The organism is Stenotrophomonas mexicanensis (assembly GCF_032911605.1).
In the GTDB taxonomy this organism is placed as follows: Bacteria; Pseudomonadota; Gammaproteobacteria; order Xanthomonadales; family Xanthomonadaceae; genus Stenotrophomonas; species Stenotrophomonas maltophilia_A.
In genome coordinates, this window is the sequence record NZ_JAWJTG010000047.1 from 1 (window position 1) to 20,925 (window position 20,925).

Genomic DNA, 20,925 nt, shown 5'->3' on the forward strand with positions numbered 1-20,925 from the left:
GCGGCGCCCGAACCGGCGCCGGCCCCCGCCACCACGCCGCCGGCCACCACGCCGCCGGCCGCTGCGCCTGCACCGGCCGCGCCCTCAGCCGACGCGCGCAGCAACCCCAACCCTGATGCCGCCACGCTGGAGCGCTTCCAGGCCGATCTGTCCCGTGCCTTGGCCGGCAAGCCCGGTATCGCCAGCGGGGTCTGGCTGACCCGGCAGACGCTGGCGATCAACCGCACGGGCGAGCTGGACGCGGTCTGGCCGCAGGTCTGCGAGGAAGTGCTGCACTACCCCGCCCTGCGCAACGTGCGCATCCAGCTCAACGCCCGCCCCGGCGTGGATGAGCCGGTGCGCTGGCGGCAGTGCGCCACGTATTGATTGGGGTGTCCGTAGATCGACGCCATGCATGGATGCCCTTGTAGAGTCGAGCCACGCTCGACTCATCGCGCATCGCGCCAACAGCAGCCGAGCATGGCTCGGCTCTACATGGCGCCTGCTCAGCCCAATGCCGCGAGATGGGCGATGTAACTGGAGCGCGATTCACCCGCCGCTCTGGCCTGCGCATCCAGCCTCGCCAGGATCCGGCGTGGCAGGCTGATATTGACCCGCTCGATGGTATCGTCCAGCAGAGCCGGATCAATGCAGATGTACGCAAGAATCCAACGGATGTCCTTGGATGCCTCGTCGGCGATCTTCTGCGGCGCGGAAGGTGTCGGAATCGAACGCCCCTCATCCAGGGCCGCATCAATCCAGGCGAGTGCAGCTTCCTCGGCAGCGCTGAGCGCATCATCAAGCGTATCGGCCGCCGAGAAGCACCCCGGCAGATCTGGAACGACCACACCCCACGCGGTGCGCTCATCGCCTGCCTCGATCAAGACTGGATATCGCATGGGCCCTCCTACGTCAGTCCTGCGAGCTTCCGCAACGCCTGCACCAGCCCTTTCCCCAGATCCTTCCTTGGGTGAGGAACGGTGATGATGTGAGGGTGCTGCGGGTGCACGAATACATGATGGGACCCGCGGATCCGGCGACAGATCCAACCTGCCGCTTCCAGATCCCGGATGAGGTCCCTGCTCTTCATGCAGGGACGATACACATCGTACACACGCCCCGACAGAGTTCAAGGCGACAGTCGTTTCGGCCCAGTAGATCCACGCCATGCGTGGATGGAATCCCTATCGCGCGCCCGGCGCGAAGCGCGCCACCAGATCCCAGGCATCCCCCAGGAACACCTGGCGCACACGAGTGATCGGCTGCTCGCCGCGCCAGGTCAGGCGCTCGATCACCAGGCAGGCGGTACCGGGCTTCACGTCCAGCAGCTTGGCGGTGGCGGTATCCGCGCCCCAGGCGCTGATGCGGTGCTGGGCACGGGTCCAGGACACGTTCTGCAGCAGCCAGCTGCCCGGCGCGGTGGTACTGAAGTCGACCTCCAGCACCTCCGGCACGCCCACCGGGCTGATCAGACGATGCTCCAGCGCCAGCGGGCGGCCGTCGGCCAGGTGCAGGCAGCGCATCGCCAGCAGCATTTCGCTGCCGGCCAGCTCGACTTCACCGGCATTGCCGGCATCTGCAAGGCGCAGGTCGCGCTGCAGCAGACGATACGCGTACTGATGGCCACGCGAACCCACTTCCATCGCGATATCGGGAATCTCCAGCGCCACCTGCTCCAGGTGCGGGGGCTGCCGCGCCACGAACGAACCAGCGCGGCGGCGACGCTCGATCATGCCGCTCTCGGCCAGCGCGGTCAGCACCTTGTTCACCGTCATCCGTGAGCAGCCGTACTGCTCCATCAGCTCGTGCTCGTACGGAATACGGAAGCCCGGCGCCCACTCTCCGCTGAGGATGCGGCTTTCCAGATCGCTGCGGATACGCTGGTTGAGCGTGGCGGACTTGCTGGCCTTCACGTAATGGGGTCTCGGTGGCGGGAGGCGATCAGCCCAGCACGCCGCGCAGGGCGGCAGCGAAGGCTCTGGTGATCGCCTCGCGTTGCAGGTGGCGGCCGTCGGCCACGCACTGGCGGCCATGGCGCCAGACCGATCGCAGCGCGCCATTACGTGCGGCGAACACCCAGCTGTCAAGCCATGCGTCGTCCTGCCGCGCCTGTAGCGCGGGGTGTGCGGCATCCAGCTCGACCAGGTCAGCACTGACGCCGACCTGCAGGCCGGCGGCCACGCCCAGTGCCTGCGCGCCACCGTGCAGTGCTCCCTCGAACAGGAAGCGGCCGGTGCTGCGGGTGGCATCCGGGGCCAGCACATTGCGCCCGCGCAGGGTCAGGCGCTGACCGTACTCAAGCAGGCGCAGTTCTTCGGCCGCGTCGATCAGCACATTGGAATCGGAGCCGACACCGAAGCGCCCACCCTCGCGCGCGAACGCCTGCATCGGGAACAGGCCATCGCCCAGATTGGCCTCGGTGATCGGGCACAGGCCGGCCACCGCCTGGCTGGCCACGATGGCGGCGCGCTCATCGTCGGTGATGTGGGTGGCATGCACTAGGCACCAGCGCGCATCCACCGGCGCATGGTCGTACAGCCACTGCACCGGGCGCTGGCCGCTCCAGGCCAGGCAGGCCTCGACTTCACGTACCTGCTCGGCGATATGGATGTGCACCGGGCCGTCGGTCAGCGGCAGCAAAGCACTCAATTCCTCGCCGGTGACTGCACGCAGGCTGTGCGGGGCAATGCCGAGCACCGCATCGGGCAGCGCGGCCAAAGACGGCTTCGCGGCGTCCAGCAGCTGCGCGAAGCCGTCCACGTCGTGGATCAGGCGTCGCTGCGCGGGGTTCGGTGCCGCTCCGCCGAAATCGGCATGCGCATAGAACACCGGCAGCAGGGTCAGCCCGATGCCGGTCTGGTCGGCCGCCGCCGCAATCCGCGCGCTCATCTCGGCACGGTTGGCATACGGCCGGCCGTCAGCATCATGGTGCAGGTAATGGAATTCGCCGACGCGGGTGAAGCCGCTTTCCAGCATTTCCATGTAGGCCTGGGCGGCGATGGCCTGCACCGCGTCCGGGCGCAGATGGGCCAGGAAGCGGTACATCAGCTCGCGCCAGCTCCAGAAGCTGTCACCGTCGCCGCCGCCGATCTCGGTCAGCCCGGCCATGCCGCGCTGGAAGGCATGGCTGTGCAGATTGGGAAGGCCCGGCACCAGGATGCCGACGCGGGTGTCACCCGCCTGCGCGCCCTGCCCCGTACTGATCGCCGTGATGCGACCGTCCTGCACCTGCAGGCGGACATCGCGGGCCCAACCCTCGACCAGCAGGGCGTGGGCGGCATGGAAACTGTGCGGGGAACGCGAATCGGACATGGCTGGACAACCCGAAATGGACGCCTATATTGTATAGACATATAAGCACAGCCGCGTTGTGGATGCCATGCACGTCGATACCCTCTGGTCCAACGTTCACCTGATCACCCTCGATGGCGAGGGGCTGGGTGTCATCCGCGATGGCGTACTGGCCTGTGCCAACGGCCGCATCGTCCATGTCGGCGCGGCCGGCAGCGATGCCCACCTGCAGCCGACCACCCGAATCGACGGCGAAGGCCGCTGGATTTCGCCCGGCCTGATCGACTGCCACACCCACCTGGTCTACGCCGGCAACCGCGCCAACGAATTCGAGCAGCGCCTGCAGGGCGTCAGCTATGCCGACATCGCCCGTGCCGGCGGCGGCATCGTCTCCACCGTGCGCGCCACCCGCGCCGCCACGCCGGAACAGCTGGCCCGCGAAAGCCGGCCGCGCCTGCTGGCAATGCGCGCCGAGGGCGTGACCACCCTCGAGATCAAGTCCGGCTACGGCCTGACCCTGCCCGACGAACGCAAGCAGCTGCAGGTGGCGCGTGCGCTGGGCGAGGAATGCCGGGTCAACGTGGTGACCACCTTCCTCGGCGCACACGCGATTCCGCCGGGCCGTGAAGCACAGGAGTACACCGACGAGGTGTGCAATGTGATGATCCCGGCCATCGCCGCCGAAGGCCTGGCCGAAGCAGTGGATGTGTTCTGCGAGAACATCGCCTTCTCGCCGGCGCAGGCACGGCAGGTTTTCGAAGCCGCGCACACACACGGACTGGCGATCAAGATCCACGCCGAGCAGCTGAGCAACCAGCATGGCGCCGAACTGGCCGCCAGCTTCGGTGCACTCTCGGCCGACCATATCGAACACCTGGACGATGCCGGCATCGCCGCAATGGCCGCGGCGGGTACCGTGGCGGTGCTGCTGCCCGGCGCCTTCTATTTCACCCGCGATACCACCCTGCCACCGATCGCGGCGCTGCGTGCGGCCGGCGTGCCGTTGGCGCTGGCCACCGACAGCAACCCCGGTACCTCGCCACTGACCAGCCCGCTGCTGGCGATGAACATGGGCGCGACCCTGTTCCGCCTGACCGTGGACGAATGCATCGCCGGCTTCACCCGTGAGGCGGCGCGCGCATTGGGCCGTGGCGACCGAATCGGCCGCCTGGCCGTGGGCCTGGACTGCGACCTGGCGATCTGGGACATCGACGCCCCCGCCGATCTGGTCTATCGCATTGGATTCAACCCGCTGCACGCGCGCGTGGTGCGCGGACAGCCCGACCTGCCTGCCTCCTGGAGCAACACATGAGCAACACCCTGGTTCTTCGCCCCGGCCATGTCACCCTCGCCCAGTGGCGGCAGGCCTATCGCGGTGCGCCGCTTGCACTGGACCCGGCCGCGCTGCCGGTGGTGCGCGCCAGTGCGGCGGCCGTCGCCGCCATCGTCGCCAAGGGCGCGCCGGTCTATGGCATCAACACCGGCTTCGGCAAGCTGGCCAGCGTGCGCATCGAGCGCGAAGACCTGGCCACCCTGCAGCGGAACATCGTGCTCTCGCACGCTGCCGGTGTTGGCGAGCCGATGCCCGCCAGCGTGGTGCGCCTGATGATGGCGCTGAAGCTGGTCAGCCTGGCGCAGGGTGCTTCGGGCATCAGCGAGGAAACCCTGCTGCTGCTGGAAGCAATGCTGGTCAAGGGCGTGCTGCCGGTGGTGCCCGCACAGGGCTCGGTGGGTGCCTCGGGTGACCTGGCGCCGCTCTCGCACCTGGCCAGCGTGATGCTGGGCGTCGGCGAAGCCTTCATCGGTGACGAACGCCTACCGGCGGTCGACGCACTGGCACGTGTCGGCCTGCAACCGATCGAGCTGGGCGCGAAGGAAGGCCTGGCCCTGCTCAACGGCACCCAGTTCTCCACCGCCTATGCGCTGGCCGGCCTGTTCGAGATCGAAACCGTGTTCCAGGCCGCGTTGGTCACCGGCGCGCTGTCGGTGGAAGCGGCCAAGGGCTCGGATACCCCGTTCGACCCGCGCATCCATGCCATCCGCGGCCAGCGCGGGCAGATCGCCACGGCCGCCACCCTGCGCACGTTGATGCAGGGCTCGGACATCCGCGAATCGCATCGTGACAACGACGTGCGCGTGCAGGATCCGTACTGCCTGCGCTGCCAGCCGCAGGTGATGGGCGCAGCGCTGGACATCCTGCGCCAGGCCGCGACCACGCTGGAAATCGAAGCCAACGGCGTGTCCGACAATCCGCTGGTGTTCACCGACACCGGCGAAGCACTGTCCGGCGGCAACTTCCACGCCGAGCCGGTCGCCTTCGCCGCCGACATGCTGGCGATGGCGGTGTGCGAGATCGGTTCGATCAGCGAGCGCCGCCTGGCGATGCTGGTCGACCCGGCGCTGTCCGGCCTGCCGGCGTTCCTGACCCCACGCCCGGGCCTGAATTCCGGCTTCATGATTCCGCAGGTGACCGCCGCCGCGCTGGTCTCGGAAAACAAGCAGCGCGCCTACCCGGCCAGCGTCGATTCGATCCCGACCTCGGCCAATCAGGAAGACCATGTGTCGATGGCCGCACACGGTGCGCGCCGCCTGATGCAGATGGCCGAGAACGCCGCCAACGTGATCGGCATCGAGCTGCTGGCCGCCGCGCAGGGCTGCGACTTCCACGCGCCGCTGCGCTCCAGCACCGCGCTGGAAGCCGTGCGCGCCACCCTGCGTGCACAGGTGCCGACGCTGGAAGAAGACCGCTACTTCCACCCGGACATGGTGACCGCCACCAACCTGGTGCGCAGTGGCGCGCTGGCGCAGGGCTTGGCCGGGCTTCTGCCAACCGTGGAACCGCAGGCATGAGTGCCCTTCCCGAATGGCTGACGGTGCACGAAGGCGATGCCCCGTTGATCGTCAGCTTCCCGCATACGGGCAGCGAACTGCCGCACGACCTGATCGGCGACTACCACTCACCGTGGCTGGCCCGCCGCGATGCCGACTGGTGGGTGCACGAACTGTACGACTTCGTGCGCGGCATGGGCGCGACCACGGTGCGCTCGGCGATCTCACGTTCGGTGATTGATCTCAATCGTGATCCCAGCGGTGTGTCGCTGTACCCAGGCCAGAACACCACCGGCCTGTGCCCGCTGACCACCTTCGACAACCAGCCGCTGTACCACGCGGGCCGGGAACCGGATGACGTGGAAATTGCGCGCCGCCGCGACACGTATTTCCTGCCCTACCACGATGTCCTGGCCGCACAGATCACGCGCCTGCGCGCGAAGTTCGGCACTGTCGTGGTGTATGACGCGCACTCGATCCGCTCGCATATCCCGCACCTGTTCGACGGTGAACTGCCGCAGTTCAATCTCGGTACCGCCGGCCCCTCCGGCGCGCCGGACACCTCCTGCGACAACGCGTTGAGCGATGTGGTGGAGAACCTGCTGAAGATCAGTGGCATGAGCCAGGTGCGTAACGGCCGCTTCAAGGGCGGCTGGATCACCCGCCACTACAGCAACGTCGCCGGCGGCGTGCACAGCCTGCAGATGGAACTGGCCTGCCGCGGCTACATGCACGAACCCCTGCCGGACCAGGTGGACGAACACAGCTGGCCCACCCCGCTCGACCCCGACCACGCCGCACCGCTGCGCCACACCCTGGCGCAGGTGCTCAATGCCTGCCTTGAATTCGCTACGAACCGGAGCGCCGCATGACCCGCAACGACCCGTCCCGCACCATTGCCGCGCCGACCGGCACCACGCTGAACGCCAAGAGCTGGCTGACCGAAGCGCCACTGCGCATGCTGATGAACAACCTGCACCCGGACGTGGCCGAACGGCCGCAGGAACTGGTGGTGTATGGCGGCATCGGCCGCGCCGCGCGCGACTGGGAGAGTTTTGATGCCATCGTCGAGACGCTCAAGCGCCTGGACGACGACCAGACCCTGCTGGTGCAGTCGGGCAAGCCGGTGGGCGTGTTCCGCACCCACGTCGATGCGCCGCGCGTGCTGATCGCCAATTCCAACCTGGTGCCGCGCTGGGCCAACTGGGACCACTTCAACGAGCTGGATAAAAAGGGCCTGGCCATGTACGGCCAGATGACTGCCGGCAGCTGGATCTACATCGGCGCGCAGGGCATCGTGCAGGGCACCTACGAGACCTTCGTGGAGATGGGCCGCCAGCATTTCGGTGGCGACCTGACCGGCAAGTGGCTGTTCACCGGTGGCCTCGGTGGCATGGGTGGCGCACAGCCGCTGGCTGCCGTGATGGCCGGCGCCTCCTGCCTGGCCGTCGAATGCCGCAAGAGCAGCATCGACATGCGACTGCGCACCGGCTACCTCGACACCTGGACCGACAATCTGGACGAAGCGCTGCGCCTGATCGACGAATCGTGCAAGGCCGGTACGCCGAAGTCGGTGGGCCTGCTCGGCAATGTCGCCGATGTACTGGCTGAACTGCTCAAGCGCGGCGTGAAGCCGGACCTGCTGACCGACCAGACCTCCGCGCACGACCCGGTGAACGGCTACTTGCCGCAGGGCTGGACGGTCGAGCAGTGGGATGAGAAACGTGTCTCCGCGCCCAAGGAAGTGGAGAAAGCCGCGCGCGCGTCGATGGCCAACCACATCCGCGCCATGCTTGGCTTCCACGCGCTGGGCGTGCCGACCGTGGACTACGGCAACAACCTGCGGCAGATGGCACTGGAGGAAGGCGTGGCCAATGCCTTCGACTTCCCCGGTTTCGTGCCGGCCTACATCCGCCCGCTGTTCTGCCGCGGCATCGGCCCGTTCCGCTGGGCCGCACTGAGCGGCGATCCGGAAGACATCGCCAAGACCGACGCCAAGGTGAAGGAACTGATTCCGGACAACCCGCACCTGCACCGCTGGCTGGACATGGCCGCAGAGAAGATCAAGTTCCAGGGCCTGCCGGCGCGCATCTGCTGGGTCGGCCTGGGTGACCGTGATCGCCTCGGCCTGGCCTTCAACGAAATGGTGGCCAACGGCGAACTGAAGGCACCCGTGGTGATCGGCCGTGACCACCTGGACAGCGGCAGCGTGGCGTCGCCGAACCGCGAGACCGAGGCAATGGCCGACGGCTCCGATGCCGTGTCCGACTGGCCGCTACTGAACGCTCTGCTCAACACCGCCAGTGGCGCGACCTGGGTCTCGCTGCACCACGGTGGCGGCGTCGGCATGGGCTTCTCGCAGCACGCCGGCATGGTGATCGTCTGCGACGGTACCGAGGCCGCGGCCAAGCGGATTGGCCGCGTGCTGTGGAACGACCCGGCCACAGGCGTGATGCGCCATGCCGATGCAGGCTATGAAATCGCGATCGACTGCGCGAAGGAAAAGAGGCTGGATCTGCCGGGCATCCTTGGCTGATCGCAGGGGTGGCGGCCAGCGGCCGGCACCCCCCCCACTACCGGAAGGCACCTGTAGAGCCGAGCCATGCTCGGCTCAATGCTTCCAGGGAAGGCAGCCGAGATGGGCTCGGCTCTACATGATTGGGTCCTTCGGATCACTTCCGGGCCAGCGGCTTCACATTGTTCGCATAGCGTGGAAACGCAGGCGCGGCGAACTCCCTCAGCATGTGCAGGTGCGGCTGAAGCTTGAACCTGCGCAGATTGCCAATGGCTACTTCGCCGCCGCAAACCAGCGCTGGCTCAAAGCCATACATCTCATCCGCCATCAAGTGCCCGCAAGTGCTCACAACCCTGTCGAAAGGCAGCTCTTCGGCCCCATCCATCAGATCAAAGTCGTCAAGCTCCGCGCAAGCGAAAAATGCCTTGATGCCACCCTCCTGCCGTGCGAGAGACTTGGTTCTCAAACAGTTCTGAAGAGCAAATACTTCACTGCGGATCGGATCGATGCTCACGCCAGCGCCTGATGCTTCGCCGCACAGGTAGAGCCGTCCAAACCCGCTTCTGGCAAACACATGGTAGGTATCGATCAGGGGAAATGGCGTACCAGACAACCACATGTGCATCAGGCCTTCGTAGTCCTCGGGATTCACCGTCCACAGCCGTCCATTGCCATAGTTCGCCCATCCATCCCGACGCCAATAGCTCAAGAGCGATTCAGGCAAGATGCCCGCCCACTTGGAGAACGCGGTCTCTGGCACCGGATCGTGTTCAGTTGCCTCACCGAAGCTCTCGATGAAGAGCGCGAAATCTTCATCATCTTCCATTGTCCCTCCCATCTTGGACTGTTTCGTCGGCGTGGACTGAGCCGCTCTTATATCTGGTGCTTCATCAGATTCTAAGAGCTGTTTACGACAGACCATTGGAAATTCATTCATTCACATTGCCGCCAGCCCCGCTTGACCCGGTGCCGGCCGCTGGCCAACATGCGCCATCACCGCTGATGGAACACCGCGATGTACCGCACCCTTGCTGCCGCATTGCTCTGTGCCCTCTTCGCCGTTCCGATCGCTTCTGCACGTGGCGCTCCCGGCACTCTCTCTGCTCAGCTCGACACCCAACTGCAGGCCAACCGCGAGCGCTACGGCATCGCCGGCCAGGCGGTACTGGTCGCACACAATGGCCAAGTGCTCTACCAGGGCGCCAGCGGCGAGCGCGACCCGGCCACGCATGCACCGGCCACTGTCGATACCATCTTCGCCGCGCAATCCATGGCCAAGCTGCTGACCAGCACACTGGTGATGCAGCTGGTCGACCAGGGCAAGGTGGATCTGGACGCACCGGCCAGCCGTTATGTTCCGGACCTACCGACGGCATGGCAGGCGATTCACGTACGCGATTTCCTCAACCACAGCTCCGGCATCGGCGAGTACTACGATCGCGTGGACAACCGCTGGGTGAGCAAGGGCTACCCCGGTGTGGCGCCTAACCTTGGCGCTGCACTGAAGGTGGCCGGCGCGGCACCGATGCAGTTCGCCACCGGCAGCCGCGTGCAGTACACCCAGGCCAACTACCTGGTACTGACGGCGTTGCTGGAAGCGCACTGCCGCAAGCCCTACCCGGCCATCGCACGCGAACGCATCCTGCAGCCGCTGAAGATGACCCGCACTTCATGGGGAGCAGCCAGCGTGCCGCCGCAGCGCGCAGCGGTGCCGTACATCGGCAAGGACGGTCAGCTGCAACCAGCAAACGAAGACCCCTGGCCGGACTACGGTTGGGGCCACGCCGACCTGCAGACCACCGTGGGCGACATGAACCGATTCCTGCAGGCGCTGGCGACCGGCAAGCTGCTGCGCACGTCCACGCTGGAAACGCTCTGGCAGCCGCAGAAGCTGAGCGGCGGCGGCGGCAATTTCTTCTCCACCGGTTGGGACACCACCCGCAGCGACGGCTACACCCAGGTCGGCCACGATGGCGGCACCCGTGTACGTGCGCGGCTGGCCTACAAGGGCACGCTGGCCAACGGCTACTGGGTGTTCGTGTACCTGACCAACGGCAGCACCCGCAATGTCTGGTCGAGCACGCTGGTCGAGAGCACGATGGCGGTGGCCGCACCCGAGGAGTTTCCGCATGCGGCGTTGTCCGAGCGACTGATCGCGTATGCGCTGGATGACAGCGCCGGCTCGGCCGAAGCAGTGCATCGCTGGCTGCGCGACAGCAACAAGGTTGCTGCCAGTGAATTGGAACGCGCGATCAATGCCGATGGTTACGCGATCCGCGAAAGCCTCGGGGCACGCAAGGCAGTGAAGGTGTTCGCGCTCAACACCGAGCTGTATCCGGATTCGGCAAATGCGTGGGACAGCCTGGCGGAATGCCATGCGGCGCTGGGTGAGAAGGAAGCGGCCGATCGGCTGTATGCAAAGGCCAAGGGGCTGGCGAAGCCGGCTCTGTAGAGTCGAGCAAGGCTCGACTCTACAGAAAGCGAAAGACAGTCGAGCAAGCTCGACTCTACAAGGAGCGCGGGCGGCCATACGCCGCCGATGGGTGACGTGACGCCGCCGACCTGTTAACTTGCGCGCCACTTTCGTGGTTTACAGCATTCCCGCATGTCGCTCTCGTCGTACCGCCCCGCCCCGTCGCTGTTGTTCCTGGCCGTTTCTCTTGGCCTCTCCTCCACCGCCGCTGCGGCCCCGCAGGCCACCACGCTGGATGCGGTGCAGGTCACCGCTGCCGCCGATGCCAGCGCGCAGGCGCGCGAGGCGCTGAAGCGCGTACCCGGCGCCGGCAACGTGATTGACGTAGCCAAGGGGGACAGCCGCTTGTCCAGCAGCGCCGATGTGCTGGCCTACCAGCCAGGCATCAGCGCGCAGTCGCCGGGCAACGAGGGCACCAAGATCTCGATCCGTGGCTCGGGCATCAACCGTGGCCCGGGCGCGCACGCCTCGGGCATTGCGGTGTCGATCGACGGTCTGCCACTGACCGGCCCAGGCGGCACGCCCTACGAGCTGCTGGAACCGCTGTGGTTGTCGCGCGTGGAAGTCCTGCGCGGCGCCAATGGTTTCGAGCGTGGCGCCTTGGCGCTGGGCGGCGCCATCGACTACGTCAGCCGCAGCGGTCGTGATTCGGCGGGCCTGCAGCTGCACTACGAAGCCGGCAGCCGTGGCTACCAGAAGCGCGGCATCAGCTGGGGCGGCGTCAGTGGTGATGTCGACTACTTCCTGGCCTACACCGATACCGAATTCGACGGTTACCAGCGCCATGCGCGCGGCGACGGCAAGGGCGCGATGGCCAACATCGGCTGGCAGATCACACCCGATCTGCAGACGCGCTTCTTCGTGCGCTACCGCGAGACCAATCACGAAACGCCCGGTCGCCTGACCCGCGATCAGATCCGCAACGACCCACGTGCCGCGAATGCGGCCAACCTGGCCATCGATGCGCGTCGCCCGCAGCCGGGCAGCACGTGGGTGGGCAACGTCACCACGCTGCAGATCGATGAGGATTCCTCGCTGCAGGCCGGGCTGGTCTATCACACGTACCCGATGGACTTGAACGAGAGCCTGTACCGCCAGCAGCTGGACTACGCCAACCTCAACGGCACGCTGGACTATCGCCGCCGCCACCGGCTGTTCGGCCTGGACAGCGAAACCACGGTCGGCCTGCGCGTCACCCACGATCTGGACGCCGATGTGCGCGAGTCGCTGCGCTTTGCCAGCAACGGCTATGCCGCCGGCACGCGCACGCGTGATTTCCGCCACCACGGCACAGACAGCACGCTGCACGTCAGCAACACCCTGGCCTTCAACGACCGCCTGCGCATGCAGACCGGGCTGGCACTGATCAACACCCGCCGCGATGTGCAGGTGACCTGGCCGAGCAGCGGCGGCCGCCTGCGCGACCACGACTGGGACTACGCGCCCCGACTGGGCTTCACGTGGCAGCACAGCGCCCAGACCCAGTGGTTCGGCAACCTAAGCCGCTCGGTGGAAGCACCGCACCCGTGGTCGATGATCTGGGGCTCCAACCAGTACTTCGGGCCGGGCAATGGCCCGTCCACCGGCCGCCAGCGCACGCCGGTGCCGATGCAGAACCAGACGGCCACCACGCTGGAACTGGGCGCGCGCGGTGACGCGGCGCTGGGTCGCTGGGCACTGACCGGCTACTACGCACACGTGAACCACGAACTGCTGAGCGTCGAGCTGCAACCGGTGCCGAACCTGTTCATCGCCGAGAACAACGCCAGCCCCACCGTGCACCGCGGCATCGAAGCCGGATTGGACAGCACCCTGTGGCAGGCTGCACCGGGCCGCCTGTCGCTGCGTCAGGCGTACACCTTCAGCGACCTCCGCTATCGCCACGATGCGCGTTTCGGCAGCAACCGCCTGCCAGGCCTGCCGCGCCACGCCTACCAGGCCGAGCTGCGCTTCGATCACGCGTCCGGCCTGTACGCTGCGCTCAATACCGAATACGCCTCGCGCATCGCCGTGGACTACGCCAACAGCTATTGGGCCGACAGCCATGTGATCTTCGGCAGCCGCATCGGCTACGACGCACCCGGTGGCCGCTGGCAGGCCTGGGCGGAGATGCGCAACATCGGCAACCGCCACTACGCCGCCACGGTCACGCCGGGCTACAACGATGCCGGCAAGGATATTGCCCGCTCGACGCCGGGCGAAGGCCGTGGCATCTACGCTGGTGTGCGTTTGCGCTTTGACTGATGACCGCAGGCGGCGCCGGGTGTAATCCAGCGCCGCCGTTTCAATGTCAGCTGATGCGCCACGCCGGCAGGCGCTCGCTGCGTTTCCAGATGGAAGGCGCGAAGCCGATCAGCACCATCGCCGCCAGCCACTTCGGTGAGGTATTGAGCAGTGTCGATGTGAGCGAGCCATCGACGGGGGCAGCCATTTCCTGCCACGGGTTGTAGCCCAGGTAGACGATGCTGCCAGCCCACCACAGCAACGCCACACCGAAACCCACCAGCAACAGGGCCAGCGTTCGGCAGGTCCAGCGCTGCGAGGTGGTACCCCATTCGCGGGATACCGCCACCAGCAGGCCCACCACCAGCAGCGAAATCAGGGCTACCAGGCCGATATCGACCTTGGGCCCAATACGCTCATAAGTGCAGGCGCGGCATTGCGCCTCTTCCGTAGCGGTGGTGGTGGCATTTTCGGTGATGTCGGCCTGCCCGGCTGCGGGCTGCGCGAGTGCTGCAAACGGCAACAACACAGCCAGCAGCGTCACCATGATCCAACGAAACAACATCCTGTTCCTGCGTGCAGCGACATCCATGCGCTCTTCCTCGTCAGTGGTTATACGTCCAGGGCCGCAGTACGCGGCCGTCCCATACGCCGCCCAGACCCCGTTCCGGGGGTTCGGCCATCCAGCGTCCTTGTTCCCGATGCAGTACGACAAGCTCCCGGTAGACGAAATCGTCGGAACACGAATCCCAGGCGACCGCGATCATAGCCCACTGCCCATCGACGCTGAAAACGGGCCGGGTCAGATAGACGACGTGGTCGTATGTCCGAGTCGGCCCATGCACCGTTGCCCCGCACCCCTGCTCCCGCAGCGCTCGAAGCCCCGCGCTGTCCATCCGCTGCGCACCGGCCAATGCGGCCGCAGGCACTGGCGTGGAACGGCGATTGGCGGGAACCAGGTCCGCCTGCAGCTGCAACCGCAGCGCATGGATGTCCGGCGGCCACCAATCGTCCAGCGGCAGGACCAGATCGTCCACCTCCTGGCAGGTGGAGGCACTGCTGCCTGGCCAGCAATAGGGCAAGGTCTGCTCCATCACGTAGATGTCCTCCCCCACCGGGTCGGTCAACTGTGGCTGCTCCTGCGGGCGCCATCGATCGACGCGCGTGGACGGCGTCTGCGGTGCGGTGGGCACCTCGCTCAGCGGCGATGGCAGAACTGGTGTTGGCTGCGGCTCTGGCCGAGGTGGAGGGGAGAAAGGCGGCCTCTGCCGGATCGCCAGCGCCATCGCCTCCGCCTGCATCTGCGCCGTTCCCAGGCTGACCAATGGCGGACCGATCGCCTGCTGCCACCTCGGGCGCAGGCTGCAGACTCCGGCCATGAGAGCCAAAGCCGACAGCGCCACCGCCAACGACGCAATGCGTCGCCAGACGATCCGTTGTTGGCAGTCACGGTCCGGCTTGAACGAGGTATCTGTCATCACGACTCCGGTAACGCGGGCCACAGGCCGTGGCCAAAGCTCGTATAGCGGACAGGATCCACTCGAACACGCTCCCATCCGCCCTTGCTGCGGTGCAGAAGGTAGAGGACGCGCATCGCCGTTCCTCCACTGCACAGATCCGAGGCGATCGATGCCATTGCCCAGTTCCCGTCCAGGCTGAACACAGGACGCTGCAGATAGACAACGCCCAGATCCGGATTGCCCGGGCCACCCGTGCATCCCTCGACGCCGCGTGCGCGCCGTTGCTGAAGCTCGTCCCACGTCATCCGTTGCGCTCGCACATGCGCAAGCTCAAACGCGAGGTCGGGTACGCGTACAGCCCGGCGGTTCGCAACCTGCAGCATCGCCTCCAGATGCTGCTGAAGTTGAAAGGACGCCGCACTGTCATCATCGCGCCACTCGACGACGCTGTGACGAACGTGGCAGACCGGGACGGGGTCTCCTTCACCGCAGGAAGGCGCAGTCCATTCCATCACTGCAAATGGCATGTCGGGTTCCCAGCCGCGCGGCTCGAAGTGTGCTGGCGCGACATCTGCCAGTGGCACCTCAGCGGTCGCGAACGCACTGTTGCCGGTCAGCATCGGGGAGGAGACTGCCTTCATTGGAATCGGTGGTACTGGCGGCTTTCCTGGCGGTGTCGGTCGCAGGTCGATGAGCTCTGCCATCACCTCGGCCTGCATCCGTGCCGTTCCCAGATTGATCGGAGGCGGGCTGACATCCTGCCGCCACTGCGGGCGCACGCTGGCCATCAGCGCTGCGCCAGCAGCCACGAACAGGACAACCGCTGTCGTCAGGATGCGCTTCCGTGCAATGCGCTGTCGCATGAAGCTCCTCGAAGAAATGAAGCAGGTTGGGATATCGGCCGGGAACGTGGCGCTACACTGCTTGAATGACCTGCAGCGGGTGGGTCGCTCCTGGAGCCAGCGCCTGCGCAAGCCAACCCAGCACAGCAAAGAACAGCAGCAGGCCGAGCAGCGGCCAGATCGTGTGCGTCACGCATACCCGCCACCATCCCTGCTCCTGCATACCCTGCATGCGCCGGTACAGGCCTCCGGCGATGGCCGCGTCCACCAGCAGCTCAGCCATCAGCACTGGCGCCGACCACACAATCCACACGCTGGCCAGCAGAACGGTCGCCACCAGCGCGACGAGGCCGAGGATCGCGAGCAACGGCAGGCCTGCTTCGTCTTCGGCCAGGCCGGTCAACGGCAGCTCACCGGCATCGTCGCCGTTGACCCGCGCCGACTCATTCCACGAAGCTGACGCGCCGCCACCTCCAGAACGGCCACCGACGCCGCTCCACGGTGATTCCACGGCACTCCCGCGAGGCGATGGGCTGCCACTGCCCACATCCGGCGACAAGCCATCCAGCACGTTGTCCCAGCGCCAGCGGATCCAGATCCACATCAGCAGCAGGAATACGCCATAGGCCAGCAGCACGGCCATCGGGTAGCGCAGCAGCATCGCGTCGATACCGGCCAGACGCAGCAGGTGCGAGGCGAGGAAACCGGCCGCACCGGTCAGGGCCACGATCAGCGCCATCTGCAGGCGCGGCCAGCCGAGCTGCTGCAGATGCTGCCGCGCGCGCACGGCTTCACTGCCGCGATTAGCCGGCAGCTTCAATGGGCTGCGTGTAAAGAAACGGGTGCGTTTCATCGGCGCCGCTGGATGCCGCAGATCGTGCAGCGTGGAAGCTCGAAAACCTGATACTGCATGCGGACATCCTTGCCGGGCACGCGTAGGTGGTGATGGGCGGATTCTACCGCGGGCAGGTCCGCTGTCCAGACGGCGGGCCTATGCCATCGATCCTCAGCTGCGGTCGATGATCCGCACGATGCGACCGTCCTCAAAAGCGAACTCGCTGCGTCCCTGCAGGGCCAGTTCCGTGCCCGCACTGGGACCATCGGGAATGTCCTGCGCGAACACGCCACGCCAGCTGATGCTGGCCAGCGCCATGCCATCCTCGAAGGTCAACTCGAGCAACCGCTGCTCGCGCTCGCGGAACAACGGCGCCGATTGCCGTGCCAGTTCGCCGAAGGCATCGATGCCTTCGGTGACCATCGTCAGCTGGCTGCCGCTGTGGTTCTCGAATCGCACGTTATGCGCCAGCACCGCCAGCATGGCGTCGATGTCGAAGCGGTTGTAAGCCTGCAGGTAGTGCTCAATCAGGTGGCGGCAGTGCGATTCGTCCATGGCGGCGTCCAGTCAGGGCCCGCACCGAGTCTCCCGCGACCGTGCCGCCGGATCAAGGCCGCGCGGCGGCCTTCAGCAACTGCGCGGCCACCTGGTCGAACGGGGCGATGTCCTGCAGTGCGCGGCACATCGCCACCGCACCTTCCACGCTGGCAATCACCAGACTGGCCAGCCCACCTGCGGCGGCCGGATCGTGTCCGTCGGCGACGAACGCTGCGGCCAGATGGCCCTGCCAGCGCGCGAATACCTCTGCAGCTGCCGCGCGCGGCTGGCTGTGCACCGCGTCAACCGGCTCCTCCACCGCAGCGGCCAACACCGGGCAGCCGGCGCGGAAATCGGTGCGCAGCAGGCGCTCGCGCCACATCGTCAGGAACTGCTGCAGGCCCTGCACCGCCCCGCCCTTCAGCAGCTCCACCAACAACGCTTCGACCTTGTCGCCGGCCATATGGGTGGCACGCGCCAACAGCTCCTGCTTGCCGCCGGGAAAGTGGTGATAGGTGGAGCCCAGCGGCGCCTCGGCCAGCTTGGTCACCTCACGGATGCTGGTGGCATTGAGACCCACGCGCGCCAGCATCTGTGCCGCAGCATCAATCACGCGTTGTGGCGCATCAGAGGGGCGCGGGCTCACGGCAGGCTCCTTGCCAGGACAGTCGTCATACATTAGCGTATCGGCGATTCTATAACAGTCGTCATAACCATGAATCTCTGGTTCCGCCTGCTCCACCTGCTCCTGTGCAGCCTGTTCCGGCCCAAGCTGGAGGCCCCGTTCGGGGTCTCGCGGCTGCAGTTCCGGGTACTGCCCAATGACCTGGACAGCAACCTGCACATGACCAACGGCCGCTACTGGAACATCTTCGACCTGGGCCGGCTGGACCTGATCCTGCGCATGGGCCTGGGCCGGGTGGCGCTGCGCGAGAAGTGGGCACCGATCGTCGGCGCCGGCACCATCCAGTTCCGCCGCGAGCTGAAGCCGTTCCAGCGCTTCACCCTGGAAACGCGGCTGGTCGGCTGGGTCGGCTCGCGCGGGATCATGGAGCAACGCGTACTGATCGGGCCCGAGCAGAAGATCGCCACCCGTGCGCTGCTGGTCACCGGCATCTACGACCGCCGCGCGCGGCAGTTCCTGGGCATGCCGAAGATGATGGAAGCGATCGGCGTGGTCGCCCCGCCGTCGCCGCCGCTCAGTGCAGCCGCCGAGGCGCTGCTGGCTGCCGATGCGGCGTTGAAACAGGACGACGCCTGAGCGCGCTGGATGTGCGCGCCATGCAGGTGCTGCCGCCTCAGTCCGGCAGCCGCAAAACTCCGACCACACCACAGGCGACGCCTGCCAGCAGGATCGAGTAGATCAACCACACCGGCCCACCCTGCGAATAGCCGAAGATCACCCATGCCTCACGGATCGGACGGCGGGTCATCCAGGGAATCAGCAGCAGCGCCAACAGCGGCAGACCGCAACTCATGCCGGCTGCCAGCAGCAATGGAAGTGAATCTGTACTGGCGTAGTGACCCAACGGCCAGATCAACAGGCCGCTGATCAACCCGAGCAGGAAAAGCGCGTTTGCACTCCAGATGGAAGCGCGATGGCGGCGTCGCAGGTAGACCAGACTACGGCCGCGGTAGTGACTGGGAAGTCGACCGGCAGCTCGCCGTGCAATCATCGTGGCGATACTGCCGCCCACCAATCCACTCCATATGCCCGTATCCAGATCCATCTGCTCCCCCGAGCATGTGTACCTGGAGCATCATGACATGACCTCCGGCGCGTCAACGCAACAGTGGACTACACCTTCGGCATGTTCTTGGTCACGCAATGGATGCCGCCACCGCCACCGGCGATGGCATCGATATCCACCTGCTCGATCACGCGGCCGGGATACATGTCTTCCAGTAGTTCGCGGCAGAATCCATCGGCTTCGTCGTCTCCGAACTGCGGCGCGACCACTGCGCCGTTGATCGGCAGGTAGTTGATGTAGCCCATCGCCAGATCGTCGTTGTCGCGCGTATGCACGTTGTCGCGCCCGTCCTGCGGCGGCGGCAGCGTATGCACCTGCAGGCGACGGCCATCGGCATCGGTGGCCCCGCGCAGGATCCGCAGATGCTCGCGGGTCAGGTCGTAATCGTAGGACTCCGGATCGTTGTCCAGATTGGCGATCACCACGCCCGGGCGTACGAAGCGCGCATAGAAGTCCACGTGCGCATCGGTGATGTCCTTGCCGGCGATGCCGGGCAGCCAGATCACCTTGCGCAGGCCCAGGTGAAGCTTCAGCTCGGCCTCGATATCCGCGCGCGACCAGTCCGGATTGCGGTTGCGGTTGACCCAGCAGCTTTCGGTGAGGATGGCCGTGCCATGGCCATCGACTTCGATGCCACCGCCCTCGCCCACCAGATCGCTTTCCAGCAGCGTCGCACCGGTCACCTGCGCCAGCCACGGCGCCAGCGCGCCATCGTTGCGCGCGCTCTGCTTGCCACCCCAGCCGTTGAAGTTGAAGTCGACCAGGCCCAGGCCGCCCTTGTCATTGGTGACGAAGCAACCACCGTAATCGCGCACCCAGATGTCATCCAAGGGCACTTCCAGGAACTCGATGTTGTCGCGGCCGCAGCGATTCTGCGCCTGCTTGAGCTGTGCCGGGCGGCACAGCACGCTAACCGGCTGATGGCGTGCGATGGTGCGGGCCAGCCGCGCCACGGCGGTGTTCACCGCATCGGCCTGCGCGCCCCACACCTGCGGCTGCGCGGCAAAGGCCAGGAACACGCGTTCCTGCGGACCATGTTCATCGGGCATGCGCCAGATGCCTGCAGCCGGCGCCGCCGCCGCCACGCGACCCGGCAGCCCGGCCAGGCCCAGAGCAGCCAGGCCGCCAAGGCCGGCGGCGCCCGCCAGCTGGGTGAGGAAGTGACGACGGTTGCTCATGACAGGCTCCATGGCCGGTGTGGGATGGGCGCTATGCTGCGCTTGCCGACACATAAGAACAAACGATAGATTCAGCCATCAACTGAACAGTTCTACTTATCTTAAATGCTCAAGCACTGGCCACCACTGAACGCCCTGCGGGGTTTCGAGGCTGCCGCCCGGCTCGGCAGTTTCCACCGTGCGGCGAAGGAACTGCACCTGACCCAGTCGGCCATCAGCCAGCAGATCCGGGGCCTGGAAGCGTCGCTGCAGCAGCCGTTGTTCTTCCGGCAGGGCCGCAGCGTCACCCTCACCGATGCCGGCATCGACCTGCTGGAAACAACGCAGGCGCTGCTGCGGCAGCTGGCCAGCGGCATCCGCCGGCTCGATCAGTACCGCAAGCCCAATCAACTGATCGTCAACGCCAGCCCGGCCTTTGCTCGGCATTGGCTGGTGCCACGCCTGGCCAGCTTTCACCGGCTGCATCCCGACGCCGATCTGTGGCTGCTGACCAGCGAGGAAGCGCCGGACATGACCACGCAGACGCTGGACGTAGCGGTACGTGATGACCTCGACTCACAGGCGCAGTGCCAGCATCGCGTGCTGCTGCAGGATCGTCTCTATCCAGCCTGCCATCCGGCCCTGCTCGCCACACCGGCGCACGAACGCCTCACCCTGCATGGCGAGCGCGAGATGGACTGGAGCCAATGGCAGGTACAGGGTGGCGCCGATGTCGGCCAGCGTCGCGAGGGAATGAATTTCTCCGAGCCTGGGCAGTTGCTGGATGCAGCCTGCCAAGGGCTGGGCATCGCACTGGTCAGCGAGCTGCTGAGCGCGCGTGCGTGCGAACAAGGCCTACTGCAAGCCCTGGATGATGCACGCGTGCGCGGCCCACGCTGGAGTTGGCTGGTACATGAGGAGAGTGCAGCTGATCCGCTGGTGATCAGTTTCTGCGAGTGGTTGTTGGGGAGCCTGCCGAATGACTAGCAGCATCGACCGATTGCGCCACGTCATTTCCCTGGGCCACTCTTCG

The 20,925-nt window shown here is 66.3% G+C and carries 21 protein-coding genes and 1 pseudogene; 9 read left to right on the forward strand and 13 right to left on the reverse strand.

The features are described 5' to 3' along the window. Positions 1-366: pseudogene (locus tag R1L06_RS17160) on the forward strand (restriction endonuclease); the annotation flags it as partial. Between the two features lie 119 nt (positions 367-485). On the opposite strand, the gene R1L06_RS17165 reads toward R1L06_RS17160, so the two are convergent. The 4 genes from R1L06_RS17165 to R1L06_RS17180 form a co-directional block, all read right to left on the reverse strand. Continuing rightward, positions 486-863 carry a type II toxin-antitoxin system HicB family antitoxin gene (locus tag R1L06_RS17165; RefSeq protein ID WP_317218290.1) on the reverse strand — a complete coding sequence of 126 codons (378 nt, stop codon included), beginning with the start codon at positions 861-863 and terminating at the stop codon, positions 486-488. 23 nt (positions 864-886) lie between these two features. After that, the gene (locus R1L06_RS17170) at positions 887-1,069 is read right to left on the reverse strand and encodes a type II toxin-antitoxin system HicA family toxin (RefSeq protein WP_080240807.1); all 183 of its coding nucleotides are present in this window, start codon (positions 1,067-1,069) and stop codon (positions 887-889) included. A 94-nt stretch (positions 1,070-1,163) separates the two neighbouring features. Further along, the gene (hutC, locus tag R1L06_RS17175) at positions 1,164-1,892 is read right to left on the reverse strand and encodes a histidine utilization transcriptional repressor HutC (RefSeq protein WP_049422110.1); all 729 of its coding nucleotides are present in this window, start codon (positions 1,890-1,892) and stop codon (positions 1,164-1,166) included. A 28-nt stretch (positions 1,893-1,920) separates the two neighbouring features. Further along, positions 1,921-3,291 (reverse strand): formimidoylglutamate deiminase, encoded by a 1,371-nt coding sequence (locus R1L06_RS17180; protein ID WP_317218291.1) that lies wholly within the window; start codon positions 3,289-3,291, stop codon positions 1,921-1,923. Positions 3,292-3,358: 67 nt separating this feature from the next. Here R1L06_RS17180 and hutI point away from each other — a divergent pair, with 67 nt between their 5' ends. The 4 genes from hutI to hutU are packed head-to-tail and all read left to right on the forward strand — an operon-like array spanning position 3,359 to position 8,635. After that, positions 3,359-4,582, forward strand: a complete 1,224-nt coding sequence (hutI, locus tag R1L06_RS17185; RefSeq protein WP_317218292.1) for an imidazolonepropionase — start codon at positions 3,359-3,361, stop codon at positions 4,580-4,582. After that, positions 4,579-6,120 carry a histidine ammonia-lyase gene (hutH, locus tag R1L06_RS17190; RefSeq protein WP_317218293.1) on the forward strand — a complete coding sequence of 514 codons (1,542 nt, stop codon included), beginning with the start codon at positions 4,579-4,581 and terminating at the stop codon, positions 6,118-6,120. The genes hutI and hutH overlap by 4 nt, the downstream gene beginning before the upstream one ends. Beyond that, positions 6,117-6,971 carry an N-formylglutamate deformylase gene (gene hutG / locus R1L06_RS17195; RefSeq protein ID WP_317218294.1) on the forward strand — a complete coding sequence of 285 codons (855 nt, stop codon included), beginning with the start codon at positions 6,117-6,119 and terminating at the stop codon, positions 6,969-6,971. Before hutH ends, hutG begins: the two co-directional genes overlap by 4 nt. After that, complete coding sequence (hutU, locus tag R1L06_RS17200; protein ID WP_317218295.1) at positions 6,968-8,635, forward strand: urocanate hydratase; 1,668 nt, start codon at positions 6,968-6,970, stop codon at positions 8,633-8,635. Before hutG ends, hutU begins: the two co-directional genes overlap by 4 nt. 136 nt (positions 8,636-8,771) lie before the next feature. On the opposite strand, the gene R1L06_RS17205 is transcribed toward hutU, so the two are convergent. Then, entirely contained in the window at positions 8,772-9,551 is a 780-nt protein-coding gene (locus tag R1L06_RS17205) for a GAD-like domain-containing protein (RefSeq protein ID WP_317218296.1), read from the reverse strand. 78 nt (positions 9,552-9,629) lie between these two features. Here R1L06_RS17205 and R1L06_RS17210 point away from each other — a divergent pair, with 78 nt between their 5' ends. Together R1L06_RS17210 and R1L06_RS17215 are read left to right on the forward strand one after the other, a co-directional pair. Further along, positions 9,630-11,066 carry a serine hydrolase domain-containing protein gene (locus tag R1L06_RS17210; protein ID WP_317218297.1) on the forward strand — a complete coding sequence of 479 codons (1,437 nt, stop codon included), beginning with the start codon at positions 9,630-9,632 and terminating at the stop codon, positions 11,064-11,066. Positions 11,067-11,219: 153 nt separating this feature from the next. Continuing rightward, on the forward strand, positions 11,220-13,331 hold the full coding sequence (locus R1L06_RS17215; protein WP_317218298.1) for a TonB-dependent receptor family protein: 2,112 nt from the start codon (positions 11,220-11,222) through the stop codon (positions 13,329-13,331). 46 nt (positions 13,332-13,377) lie between these two features. Here the strand turns inward: R1L06_RS17215 and R1L06_RS17220 are convergent, their stop codons facing one another. The 6 genes from R1L06_RS17220 to R1L06_RS17245 all read right to left on the reverse strand — a co-directional run bounded on the left by R1L06_RS17220 (position 13,378) and on the right by R1L06_RS17245 (position 17,630). Beyond that, positions 13,378-13,902: a hypothetical protein gene (locus R1L06_RS17220; protein WP_317218299.1), complete on the reverse strand. Its 525-nt coding sequence runs from the start codon at positions 13,900-13,902 to the stop codon at positions 13,378-13,380. A 13-nt stretch (positions 13,903-13,915) separates the two neighbouring features. Beyond that, the gene (locus R1L06_RS17225) at positions 13,916-14,788 is read right to left on the reverse strand and encodes a hypothetical protein (RefSeq protein WP_317218300.1); all 873 of its coding nucleotides are present in this window, start codon (positions 14,786-14,788) and stop codon (positions 13,916-13,918) included. After that, the gene (locus R1L06_RS17230) at positions 14,788-15,633 is read right to left on the reverse strand and encodes an energy transducer TonB (RefSeq protein ID WP_317218301.1); all 846 of its coding nucleotides are present in this window, start codon (positions 15,631-15,633) and stop codon (positions 14,788-14,790) included. The genes R1L06_RS17225 and R1L06_RS17230 overlap by 1 nt, the downstream gene beginning before the upstream one ends. Before the next feature lie 52 nt (positions 15,634-15,685). Further along, positions 15,686-16,465, reverse strand: a complete 780-nt coding sequence (locus tag R1L06_RS17235; RefSeq protein ID WP_317218302.1) for a hypothetical protein — start codon at positions 16,463-16,465, stop codon at positions 15,686-15,688. Between the two features lie 153 nt (positions 16,466-16,618). Further along, positions 16,619-17,002: a nuclear transport factor 2 family protein gene (locus tag R1L06_RS17240; protein WP_317218303.1), complete on the reverse strand. Its 384-nt coding sequence runs from the start codon at positions 17,000-17,002 to the stop codon at positions 16,619-16,621. Positions 17,003-17,054: 52 nt separating this feature from the next. After that, positions 17,055-17,630, reverse strand: a complete 576-nt coding sequence (locus R1L06_RS17245) for a TetR/AcrR family transcriptional regulator (RefSeq protein ID WP_049422101.1) — start codon at positions 17,628-17,630, stop codon at positions 17,055-17,057. Positions 17,631-17,699: 69 nt separating this feature from the next. On the opposite strand from R1L06_RS17245, the gene R1L06_RS17250 reads away from it, so the two are divergent. Continuing rightward, a complete protein-coding gene (locus R1L06_RS17250) occupies positions 17,700-18,245 on the forward strand; it encodes a thioesterase family protein (protein WP_049397600.1) in 546 nt (181 codons plus the stop codon). A gap of 37 nt (positions 18,246-18,282) precedes the next feature. On the opposite strand, the gene R1L06_RS17255 is transcribed toward R1L06_RS17250, so the two are convergent. Together R1L06_RS17255 and R1L06_RS17260 are read right to left on the reverse strand one after the other, a co-directional pair. Beyond that, entirely contained in the window at positions 18,283-18,714 is a 432-nt protein-coding gene (locus R1L06_RS17255) for a hypothetical protein (protein ID WP_183080245.1), read from the reverse strand. 68 nt (positions 18,715-18,782) lie between these two features. Continuing rightward, entirely contained in the window at positions 18,783-19,913 is a 1,131-nt protein-coding gene (locus R1L06_RS17260) for an agmatine deiminase family protein (RefSeq protein ID WP_317218304.1), read from the reverse strand. A gap of 105 nt (positions 19,914-20,018) precedes the next feature. Between R1L06_RS17260 and R1L06_RS17265 the strand changes: the two genes are divergently transcribed. Beyond that, positions 20,019-20,879, forward strand: coding sequence for a LysR family transcriptional regulator (locus R1L06_RS17265; RefSeq protein ID WP_317218305.1), 861 nt, complete (start codon positions 20,019-20,021; stop codon positions 20,877-20,879). Positions 20,880-20,925 lie beyond the last annotated feature (46 nt).